Source organism: Pedobacter sp. FW305-3-2-15-E-R2A2 (assembly GCF_038446955.1).
Lineage (GTDB): Bacteria > Bacteroidota > Bacteroidia > Sphingobacteriales > Sphingobacteriaceae > Pedobacter.
Map to the genome: position 1 here is coordinate 7,353,863 of NZ_CP151803.1, position 11,742 is coordinate 7,365,604.

At 42.0% G+C, this 11,742-nt stretch carries 7 protein-coding genes and 2 tRNA genes; 3 read left to right on the top strand and 6 right to left on the bottom strand.

Going from position 1 to position 11,742, the window contains the following annotated elements; genetic code table 11:
- Nucleotide 1 precedes the first annotated feature (1 nt).
- The 3 genes from AAFF35_RS30025 to AAFF35_RS30035 form a co-directional block, all read right to left on the bottom strand.
- A complete protein-coding gene (locus tag AAFF35_RS30025) occupies nt 2-1,402 on the bottom strand; it encodes an RtcB family protein (protein ID WP_342330127.1) in 1,401 nt (466 codons plus the stop codon).
- A gap of 5 nt (nt 1,403-1,407) precedes the next feature.
- Nucleotides 1,408-2,175 (bottom strand): hypothetical protein, encoded by a 768-nt coding sequence (locus tag AAFF35_RS30030; protein WP_342330128.1) that lies wholly within the window; start codon nt 2,173-2,175, stop codon nt 1,408-1,410.
- Nucleotides 2,176-2,505: 330 nt separating this feature from the next.
- Entirely contained in the window at nt 2,506-2,979 is a 474-nt protein-coding gene (locus AAFF35_RS30035) for an Lrp/AsnC ligand binding domain-containing protein (protein WP_069378440.1), read from the bottom strand.
- Nucleotides 2,980-3,134: 155 nt separating this feature from the next.
- Between AAFF35_RS30035 and AAFF35_RS30040 the strand changes: the two genes are divergently transcribed.
- Nucleotides 3,135-3,242, top strand: a tRNA-Asp gene (locus AAFF35_RS30040).
- 100 nt (nt 3,243-3,342) lie between these two features.
- Nucleotides 3,343-3,488: transfer RNA gene (locus tag AAFF35_RS30045), tRNA-Asp, on the top strand.
- 191 nt (nt 3,489-3,679) lie between these two features.
- Here AAFF35_RS30045 and AAFF35_RS30050 read toward each other — a convergent pair.
- From AAFF35_RS30050 to AAFF35_RS30060, 3 genes are all read right to left on the bottom strand, one after another.
- Nucleotides 3,680-6,838: a carboxypeptidase regulatory-like domain-containing protein gene (locus AAFF35_RS30050; protein ID WP_342330129.1), complete on the bottom strand. Its 3,159-nt coding sequence runs from the start codon at nt 6,836-6,838 to the stop codon at nt 3,680-3,682.
- A 171-nt stretch (nt 6,839-7,009) separates the two neighbouring features.
- The gene (locus tag AAFF35_RS30055) at nt 7,010-8,326 is read right to left on the bottom strand and encodes an amidohydrolase family protein (protein WP_342330130.1); all 1,317 of its coding nucleotides are present in this window, start codon (nt 8,324-8,326) and stop codon (nt 7,010-7,012) included.
- Complete coding sequence (locus tag AAFF35_RS30060) at nt 8,319-11,045, bottom strand: amidohydrolase family protein (RefSeq protein ID WP_342330131.1); 2,727 nt, start codon at nt 11,043-11,045, stop codon at nt 8,319-8,321. The genes AAFF35_RS30055 and AAFF35_RS30060 overlap by 8 nt, the downstream gene beginning before the upstream one ends.
- Nucleotides 11,046-11,224: 179 nt before the next feature.
- Between AAFF35_RS30060 and AAFF35_RS30065 the strand changes: the two genes are divergently transcribed.
- A complete protein-coding gene (locus AAFF35_RS30065; RefSeq protein WP_074611268.1) occupies nt 11,225-11,659 on the top strand; it encodes a cytochrome B in 435 nt (144 codons plus the stop codon).
- Nucleotides 11,660-11,742: the final 83 nt, after the last annotated feature.

The following is an 11,742-nucleotide window of genomic DNA, read 5'->3' on the forward strand; positions in this document are numbered from 1 at the left end:
TTTAATCCCTGTTCATTCGAACGATCTTTGGAAAGAACTTTCCATGTACATCGACCAGGTCTTTCTGGGCATGCATCACCCTTTCGATGTCTTTATAGGCCAATGGATTCTCCTCTACACTGCCACCAATTAAAGTCACGCCAGCAGTTGCCAACATTTTCTTCAAAGCAGAGGCAGTAGTATTGTTCTTTGCTTTTTGCCTGCTCATTGCCCTTCCGGCTCCATGGGCTGCAGAATGTAAAGAATTTTCAACCCCTTTACCCATCACGAGATAAGCTGCGGTAGCCATGCTTCCCGGAATAATTCCCAGTTCTCCCTGATGTGCAGGAGTGGCGCCTTTCCGGTGTACAATGACCTCTTTTCCATCGGCCAACTTGTCTTTCCAGGCGAAATTATGATGGTTTTCCACTTTTGCCAAAGCTTGCAGGCCTAAAGATTTCAGTAGACTGGAATGAATTACATCATGACAAGCCCTGGCGTAATCACCAGCAAGGTTCATACTTAACCAGTATTCCTGACCAGCTTCGGTATTCATATCGAGCCAGGCCAGGCTTTTCGCTTCTTTTGGCAACCTGCAGGTGTCCATGGCTATTTTGGTATAGTGCATGGCTACATTAGCCCCTAAACCCCGGCTTCCGGAATGTGTAAGCAAGGCTATGTATTTCTTTGCGGGTAAGCCTAAGGTATTGTTGTCATACAGCTCTATTTCGCCAAATTCTACAAAGTGATTGCCGCTGCCAGAGGTGCCCAGTTGCCTGAATGCCTTGCCATGAAGTTTCTTGAGCAGCTCTGTTTCTTTAAAAACAGGACTGTCAAGGATATCGTGTTCTGGCTGGATGTCTAATGAGCCTTCCATTCCAAAATGAGTGAGTTCTTTTAATGCCACTTTCATCTGGTGACTATAACGTTTAAAAAAACTATCACCTTCATCTATAATACTCAATGCCATTCTGCAGCCGATATCTACGCCAACAGCGTAAGGAATAACTGCATTAACAGTAGCCAGGACACCTCCAATGGGCAATCCATAGCCACTATGTGCATCCGGCATTAAAGCGCCCTGAGTAACCACAGGAAGCGACATCGCCAGTTCCATTTGTTTCTTGGCGCCATGTTCAATTTCCTTGCTGCCATAAGTCTTTAACATTCCGCTTTCCTGTAACAGCTGATAAGATTGGAAATTAACTTCCTTTACCTTATCCATAAAGGTTTCGGCAATCTTGCCAAGGTGTTCGTCTTCTGCATAATTTTCGGGGGTGTTTTTAATATTTATTAATAATTCTATGATCTGGTTTTTAGTATGATGCTTGAAGTTTTTAGAGATCGTATTGATCACTAAACTTCTTGCTTTATCATTTATATAACCTATTTTACTTAGTTCTTTTGTTTTTAAAATGCTCATCGCGTTTAAATATTGTTGTTGTTTATTTCTTCGCGTTCCTCCAAAAAGGAAGATAATGCGTTGCTGTATAGCAGATTTCGATAGCCTCTGTTCGTGTTTTCCTGCCAGCTTTTATACTTATAAACACCACCGGTTAGCCTGCTCATTCTAGGCTGTAAATAATGATTTGTGACATAATTATCCAGCAGTTGAATTTCCTGTTCCAGGAGGCCGTCCACCATTTTCACTTCAGTGATGATATGTGGCTTTACTTGCAACACATAACGCCAGGGCTCATTAAACCGGTAAACGAGACATTTTGATTTTCCATCTTTGCTCATCTTTTCGTATAAATGAAAATGCGCTTTCTCCAGTTCCGTCAGCTTTAAGCTGTGGTGGTTCCAGTGCCATTCCGAAAATTCCTGCAGAAACTGCCTTCTAACCTCAGGCCCCTTGCTTCTTTTGCGGGAGCCTCTTCTTCTCTTCTTTACCTTAAAAGATTTTTCCGGATGGTATTGCACCGTATTTATCTTTTCTAAAAGTGTACTGAAAAAGCCGGCCGAAGGAGATCTTTTGATGTCATCCCTTACCACAAAATAACGTTTCCACCCTTTCTGATAAGGGTTTTCAAGCGGAACCATGGGTAAGTCACGTCTCCTTTGCCAAAGAAGCCTTTCCTGTTTAGTAATTTGAATTAATTGCTTATCGAAATCCTTTTTTTGTAATCGTTTCTTCCTTCTTGCAGATTTTAATCTGTACTGCAAGACATCGAACGATTGTTCATAATTGTCCATTGGACTGTACTCAAAAAAATATAATAGTAGTTGAATTGGATCTATTCATCCTCCGATGAAGGATATACCCTTATTGAGTTCGCAGCGGGACTTTGAAAATATGGCAGACGAATGCGCAATACTGACTTATAAAGCCATATAGCTAATTACACGATACTAAGAAGTAAATGTGATGACGTCCGCCTGGATCAGGCAGCCTGCGAAAGGGGCGATATGTTGAAATGTTCAGTCATGATTCCTTGGTTTTAAAACGATGAATAGTAAGGAATTACTGCAAAGGTATCATTTAATTTAAATAGAAAGCAAATCTTTATAGAAAAACAGATTGAATTACAATTCAATCTGCCTTCTGATGCTTTCTTCCAATGAAATCAGGGTTTCCGTACGCTGGATCCCTTCAACAGCCTGGATCTCTTCATTCAGGACATGTCTTAAATGGTTGGTATCTCTACAGATGATTTTGGCAAACATACTATAGGCACCGGTGGTATAATGTAGTTCTACTACTTCTTTAATCTTACTCAATTGTGCTACTGCATCTTTATACTGAATTCCTTTTTCCAGGTAGATTCCTAAGAAGGCGCAGATGTCATAGCCTGCCTTTTGCGCATCTATGATCAAATGAGAACCTTTAATAATGCCCATTTCCTGAAGTTTCTTCATCCTTACATGGATCGTTCCACCCGAAACGATCAGATCTTTAGCAATTTCTGTATAGGGTTTCGTAGCATCCTGCATCAACTGTTTTAAAATGTCAATATCCAGGTTATCAATTTCTAAATTTTGGCTTTCTTTTTTAAGCATGATTTTGATATTTGTTAACGATATTCAAATATAATTATAAATATGGTAAAAATAAAATAATATGATTAAAATATTTGCAACGTATTTGGGTTGTTGTTACATTTGTATCAAGCAAGTAACAAAAACAATAGTTCTTTTAACATTTGCTTATACTCTGTAGGGTGGTGGAATTGGCAGACGCACCTCCTTGTCTCGGTGGTGGAGAATATGGAAAACCCGTAAGGGCTAACTACTCCTTGAAGGTTCGACTCCTTCCCCTACAGCAATGAGTTTTTGAGTGATAAGTTTTTCAGCTCTAAGTTAAGGTGCATTTAGAAATAAACAACTTAAAGCTTAAAACTCAGACGTAGTACTTTCACATAATGTTGGGTGGTGAAATTGGCAGACACACCTCCTTGTCTCGGTGGCGGGGATAAATGGATAAACGTAGTTTATGGGTTGACCACAAATTGATTTTTTGAACTATAGCTAACTACCCCTTGAAGGTTCGACTCCTTCCCCAACAGCCAGTTTTTTTATGAATAATAAGTTAGTTAAAAAAGAGTGACCTTGGATGAGGTCACTCTCTTTTTAACGCCTTTTACATTAAAAAAACAAAGTTTTTACAACCTTCCTGCAATCTAAAAAAGCCGGCAATCAATTGATTGCCGGCTTTTTTAGGTTAGTCTAAAATGTGATCAAATCCTTCCTTACTAAGGCATTAAAATGCATAACGGAATCCGATTTGTCCCTGATAAGGACTTCCTGAGGCAACAACTCCACCTACTTTAGCATTTGGATTGTATGAATATTGCTGTTTCACAACATCAAATTTCGGATCTCCTGCGGCATATAAAGTTTGAGTACCCATACTCTCATTTACACCCCATTTTTTCTTAATTAAGTTGGCCACATTGAATAAATCTCCTGATATTTCAATATTATGATTCTTATAAAGCTTGATTTTTTTAGTGATCCTTAAGTCGAAAATGCCATAGAACTTGTTGATCCCTCCATTTCTTTCAGCTATTTTTCCTTCATACTTTAGGATATAGTCTTTTGTACTCTGACTGGTAGCTGGATTATCAAGGATAGCCTGTAAGCCTGTGCGGACCTTTTGAGGAACGTCAGGATTATTCCTGTCAAATACAAAAGCCAGGTCATTTGTCGGCACAAAATCACCGTTGGTATTAATGCCAGATAACATGCTGTAACGTGTTCCACCGATTCCTGAATACCTTAATCCCACACTAAATCCCCAGAATGTAGGAGAGGACCCATACAATACAATCTTATGGCGGAACTGGTTGTCGGAATAAGTCATCCTGCTTAAATCTCTTGGATCGTCTATAACCGGCAGGGATAAAGTTGCACTATTAGCCACGTTACCATTATAGGAAGTGTTGTCTCTGGCATCGTTCAGCGTATAGCTGAAAGACAGCTCTCCATCCTTAAAATAACGATAAGAAGCATCAATAACCATGGCAAATTGATTTACCTTTCCTTTACTGTTCAATTCCAGTACACGGCCCAATTCATTGGTAATCCTTCCATCCTGCCAGTTGGATAAGGTCTTAGGATCTATCTTTTCTGCAGGTACAAATACACCGCGGTTACCTTCATTTGCTAAACGGAAGAAGGGTTGGGCAACCATATTCCGGTCTACATACATGTAATTATGGCGACCCAAAGTCATATATCCGGTAATTCCTACTTTCAGGCGATCTGTGATAAAACGACTATAAGAAATATTGGCTTTATAGACCACTGGGACACGCGCATCACTTGCATTGGTGTTAATCGTACTGATTCTTGGCAATTCCAGGCCAGGGGCACTGGAAGGGTTTGCACGATAACCCAGGAAATCTGGTCTCGGTACATTTGCTCCGGTTACATCAATAGTAGCCAGGTGATTTCCGTCAAATACGGTATTGTTAATCGTTGCATAATTGTTGATGTCTGAGCCAAAGATACCTGCACCCAGGCGAATGAAATCGGTATGGTTTTCATTTACATCCCAGTTGAATTGAACACGGGGCTGAATTTGGAAGGTAGATAGCGAATTATCGGTTCTTAAACCCAGTTTATCAAATACCAGCTGATTAAAAGCAGTAGTTGGATAAGACGTATAATCTCCGCGGATACCGGCAATAATGTCCAGACCGGTTGCCAGTTTGGTTTGCATCTGCGCATAAAGTGCTGCGCTAAAAATTCCCTGAGTAACACTTGGGTCGGCCAGAAGCGGAACCTCTCTCGTGTAACGGTAAGGACGCTGATTTTCAAAATTATCGAGTGCACTGGCCCCATTATCTGTAAACCAGAACCGTCCGTTCAACTCACTTCCGTAGGTAGAATGTGCACGGGTATACATTAAATCTGCTCCGAAGGTATACTTTACCTTATCTGTATTGTAATATAGGTTATCTACCAATTGAAAAACGTTGTTTTCAAACCCTTCCTGAGCAAAACGATGACCACCCATTTGAACAACGGTATTTAAAGCTCCGTCTTTCACCTGTTCAACTACAGCTCTTGGAATGTTTGCAGAGGGAAGCTGATTTCCGGGACTGCTCAATTGGTAAGTGTAAAGGTGTTGTGCCTTTAGCTCATTTGTTAAGCGTGGGCTGATAGAAGTCCGTAACGTAGCCAATAAGCTGTTGTCGACATTCTTGTCATTACCGTAAGATTCATATAAAGAAACCCGTATGTTGTCCATTAAACCAAGAGGGTTTCTGTCGTTCGTATAATTGTCCCTGATGGTCAATAAATTCTTATCGTTGATCTGCCAGTCTAAGCGTGCAAAACCTGCATCAGTACCTCTTTTTTTATCAAAAGCGCCGAACTGAGGCGTATTGGCAACACCATAAACACGACGGGCAATGTCAGTGTATTTGTCCAGGGTAGCTTGATTGATTCCCCATTTGGTTACATCTGCATCTGATTGAATGTTGACAATGTTAAGGGGACGGGAATCCTTTTGATGATCCCATGCCACAAAGAAATGTAACTTGTCTTTAATAATCGGCCCTCCTAAAGAGAAACCATATTGATAAGTCGAGAAGTCCGAGGTCCGTTTTTTCCCGTCAATTTCGTTAGGACTCACCAACCAGTCTGCCCGACCGTAACCAAAAGCACTTCCGCTTAAGGTATTGGTACCGGATTTTGTTACCGCACTGATGGTTCCGCCACCACTACGACCCTGAGTAACATCGTATTGGTTGGTCACGACTTTAAATTCACGTACCGCCTCTATAGAGATAGAATAAGGGGCGCCGCTTCGACTGGTCGTTGCACCAGCTGAAGTAGGGTTCTTTGCAGTCATCCCATCAATGGTGAAATTGGTGGAAGAGCCGAGTTGCCCGGAAATATTTCCTCCTTTTCCGGCCAATGGGGATAGGTCTGACAGATTGCTGAAGTTACGGCCGTTCACCGGAAGCCTGGTGATATCTCTTGCGGAAATCGTGGTTGCGGCACCAAGTGTCTCTGTCTTGTTTTTCATTCCTGATCCAACAATCTCCACTACGGAAAGATTCTCTGCTGCATCTGTCATGGAGATGTTTAGTTTAATGGCATCACCCTGATTTAATGAATAACCAGTTCTTTGCTGCTGACCAAAACCGACATAACTCGCGGTAATGGTATATGGTGATCCTAATGGAAGTTCTTTAAAGGTATAACTTCCCTGATTGTTTGTTGTGGTATTGGTGGTGAAACCGGTAGATTCATTCCTTACCTTAACGGATACGCCGGGAATGGGTTTGTTTTGGTTGTCCGTAATGACTCCAGTGATGGAGGCTAGTGTTGTTTGAGCTGCTAATTCGTTTTTTAACAAAGAACAGCAGAAAAATAACAGGACGGTGCACAGTAGATGTCTCATCATTAAATAAGTTTTTAGATTAATTTTCCGAGACGAAAGTAAAGTCGGGATGTTAGTAGAAAACTATACTTGTATTAAGAAATGATACTTGAATAACCCCAAAAAAAATAGGCTACCTTAAAAAGATAGCCTATAAATGATTGCCTGTTAAGCACTAGAAATGATACGGATTAACTAGGGCTTCTGTGCATTGTATTTATCACTGAATTTCTTGTCCAGTTGTTTGTGTAAATTGTCCAGATTGATGTCCCTTCCCTGAATAAACGCCTTTTCCACATGATTGGATCTCATATCTAAAGCATCTCCGGAGGAGATAAAGAAAGTCGCATCTTTACCCGTTTCCAAACTGCCTGTAGTCTTTTCAATTCCAAGTACCTTAGCCGTATTCAGGGTAATGGTTTGTAGTGCTTTTTCAGGATCAAGACCCCATGCAGCAACCGTTCCTGCCATAAAAGGAAGGTTTCTTTGCTGCCAGTAACCATCAATGCTGATCACCACATTCAATCCTGCATTTACCAAAACTGCAGCATTCTTGTAAGGCATGTTCACATCGTCATCCGTCGCATTGGGAAGAGCATGAGGCTGTTTAACCACGACAGAAATGTTGTTTTGTTTTAGAAAATCAATCGCCAGATAGGCTTCATCTCCACCCACGATTACCGGAGTGATCTGATATTTCTTCGCGAAATTGACCGCCGCAAGAATGTCTTTCTGCCCATCCACACTAATGAATAACTTCTGACTACCATTAAACAGGTTCTTCATCGCTGCAAGACGCGCATTGCTGACTGCTGGTTTAGCCGTTTCCGCATAGGCCTTAGCTTCAGAAAAAAGCTGGTCCAGCTCATTGATGGAATTTTGTGTTCTTTCTTTTAGCAATTCGGGAGTAAGTGTAGGAGGACGGTTTCCAAAGCCAGGCCTGATCTTTGGCGTTACCGGCCAGCTCATGTGCATGGCGTCATCTTTTTTGATCGCTGCGTCTTCCCAGTTCCAGGCGTCGAGCTGTACCGCTGAGGAGCTTCCAGAAACTGTGCCTCCTTGTGGGGTAACCTGTGCCATCAGCACACCATTACTCCTCAATGTGGCAGGAACCTTGGAATCCGTATTGTAAGCGATGATAGAGCGGATATGAGGGTTCAGGTTGCCGATCTCAGAAAAATCGAGCGATGCTTTTACCGATTCAAACTCCGCCAGACCTAAATTCGTTACCGGAGCTATAAAACCAGGATAAACATGTTTGCCATTAGCCTGGATCAATTCGCCTTTTGACATATCCAGGCGGACCACCGTGGCATCTCCAATGCCAGTGATCTTGCCTTTATCAAAGATCAGATATCCATTTTCAATAACGGTACCATTGCCCAGGTGTAGCTTGGCGCCCAATACATAGGTCAGTTTACTTTGTGCCGGGGCAGGAGAGATATTAGCCTGAGCGAAACCAGAAACGGCGGTTGCGGCGGCAAGGAACAGGGTTAAAAAATATTTATTCATGAGTATGTGTCCTTTCTGATTCGTTTAGTTCCATAGCATAATCTTCTACCGTTTCGCAATGGTACATGCGCGGGCTTTCTGCAACAGGGCGTTGTGTTTTGCTTCCTTTACTTTTGCTGTCCTGCATTTTTTTGATGAGCCTTTCGCGCTCTGTGTTTTGCGCTTTTCTTACCTGTTCATCACGATTGATGTCCCAGTAAGAGATGCCATCCACAAATGTTTGCTCTGCTTTGGCGTAAATAGATAAAGGGTGTGCTGACCAGATCACCACATCCGCATCTTTACCTGCTTTGATACTGCCCACTTTGTTGTCAATGTGCAGCATTTTTGCCGGGTTTAAGGTCACGAATTTCAAGGCATCTTCTTCAGGAACACCGCCATATAATACCGCTTTTCCTGCTTCCTGGTTTAGCCTGCGGGCCATTTCCGCATCATCTGAATTGAAAGCGGTAGTGATTCCAACGTTGTGCATGATCTTTCCATTGTAAGGAATGGCTTCTGCAACCTCCATTTTATAAGCCCACCAATCAGAAAACGTAGAAGCATTGATGCCTCGCGCTTTCATTTTATCGGCCACTTTATAGCCTTCCAGAATATGGGTAAAAGTGTTGATCTTAAAGCCAAGACTATCGGCCACATTCATCAGCATATTGATCTCCGACTGCACGTAAGAGTGACAGGTGATGAAACGTTTGTTGTCCAGAATTTCTACAATCGCATCCAGCTCCAGATCACGACGTACGGCGCTTCCTTTGACAGCCATTGCCGCTTTATATTCTTTTGCACGGGTAAACTGATCCACAAAAGATTGTTCTACTCCCATTCTTGTTACCGGAAAACGTGCTCCGGAACCAAAATTACTTTGCTTTACGTTCTCCCCAAGCGCAAACTTGATAAAGCCATCAGAACCGGCAAATTTTAGCTCCTCAGGAAGTTTCCCCCAACGGAGTTTGATCAGTTGTGCCTGTCCGCCTACCGGGTTCGCAGAGCCATGAAGGATCTGTGAAGTGGTGACCCCACCTGCCAGCTGACGGTAAATATTAACGTCTTCAGAATTGATGATGTCTGCAATCCGTACTTCTGCGGAGGAAGATTGAGCGCCTTCATTGATCCCGCCTGTTCCCGCGATATGGGAATGCTCGTCGATCAGACCGGGAGTGATGTGTTTTCCGGTCGCATCAATTACTTTTGCATTACCCGCACTTAGGTTTTTACCTACCGATTTGATCTTTCCGTTTTCGAGTAAGACATCTGCATTCTGTAAAATGCCCTCTTTTTCATTCGTCCAAACGGTCGCATTTTTCAATAATACTGTTTCTTGTTTTAAAGGACTGGCATTGCCGAAAGCTGTGAATGGATAGATCAGCGTGCCTGTTGCCAGTTTTTGTACCGGTTCTTCTTTTTTCGCAGCGGCTTTTGACGTCGTATCTTTTTCGTCTTTTTGATAGGTGATGAAGCGTTTTCCCTGAACCCAGTTTTCGAGAACCAGGTTGCTCTTTTTAAATAAGCTGTCGGAAGTAATGATGAAGTTGGCCAGTTTGCCTTTTTCAATCGTACCTACCTTATCGGAAATCCCAATCATTGCTGCGGGAACCTCCGTAACGGCGAGTAAAGCTTGTTTCTGACTCAATCCATTGTCTATTGCCGAACGGATATTGGTCCAGAAATCAGCTGGTTTATCCAGGCCATGAGCGGTTAAAGAAAACCTGATCCCTGCTTTTTCCAGAACTCCCGGATTGGCAGGGGCCATTTCCCAGCCTTTCATTTGTGCCAGTGTCACTGCTCTTGCATCTGCAGGATCTGCAACATCGTAGGCCTTCACAAAGTTGATGGGAATGATCAGACTGGCTCCGGTGCCTTTTACGGCATCAATTCTCTGGTATTCATCTCCACTTGATTTGATGATGTATTGTTTGCCGAACTCTTTTGCAATTTTATCGGCGCGCAGAATATTTTGCCAGCCATCGGCTTCAAAGATCTGAGGCAGCTCTTGTTGTTTGTTAAACTCTTCCAGAGAGATGTTGTACTCTTCTTTCTGTTTGGCATACCATTGTGCATCGTAATAGGTCTGACGCAGGAGCGCGATAGATCCCATCAATGAGGTCGGGTAATCGTTTTGTGAAGTCCCCTTATTGAAGGAATAATTGGCGGCAGTCTGGGGTTTCAGGATGATGCTGTTTTCCCGTTCGTCGCTTAAAGTCACCGCCGAAGAGGTTCCGCGGGAGATGCCGTCTCTGTTGATCACATTGACACTGCCAAACCCTGCTTTACGCAGCTCGTCTGCTTTTTTTGTGTCTATGGCAAAGATCGTACTGACATGTGTTTCCGGACGAATGGCTTCATTCCAGCCATAAGCTCCTTTTTTCGTAGAGATAAAAATCGATTGGCGTGGACCACCTGTTCCCTGGCGACTGCCTTCTGCTACGCCATAAGCGGTAAAAGCATCCACGAGTGAGGGATAAATGTATTTGCCTTTCAGGTCAATCACAACATAACCTTTCGGTACCGCTGTTCCTGTGCCTACAGACTGGATGGTCTGTCCTTTAATTAATAAGGTTCCGTTAGAGATGGTCTGGTTGGCATTCACTACAATATTTGCATTGGTGAAAGCATACATACCCTGCCTGATGTCGTAAGAACCATTGACAGGATAGGTTTGCTGTGCAAATACAAAAGTACCAGAAAAGACCAACGCAAGCGAGAGTAGAATTTTCTTCATAAAAATTTAGATTAGTTCCCTAAATCTATCATAAAAAAACAATTACAGGGCTTTATAACATGTTTTTTACTGAAAACAAGGTGCTTGTATCATTTAGAATGGTTTTAAATAAGAATTACTATTTTCTCTTTTTTATAATCAAGTAATTTATTAGTTAAGTTTGAAAGAAAAACACAGTTATGAATTTCTATCAGATTTTGAGAAGTGCGCATTCAGGATGGCGTTACTTGGTTTTAATTTTATTGGTATTGGCAATCGTTCAGGCATTGACAGGATGGTTGGGTAAAAAACCATACACAGAAGGAAACAGGAAATTGAATGTTTTTACATTGATCTTTACCCATGTCCAAATTTTATTTGGCTTGATATTATACTTTATGAGCCCTTTAGTAGAGGCGGGAATTAGATATTGGAAAATGGAGCACATCTCAATGATGATTTTTGCAGCCATTTTAATCACTGTCGGAAACGCAAGATCGAAGCGAATAGTGGAGCCAGCAGGTAAACATCGCACTATTGCCCTTTATTTTGGTCTTGGACTAATCATGATTGTTGCCGCAATTATCGCAATGATCAAGGCTGATCCTGCAAGGACATTCTGGGGAGTATCATAAAATTTCACAATTTAATTTGGTGTTGTAAGATTTATTTATATTTTTGTTGCTCATGATTAACAATATACATACTTGGCAATGGC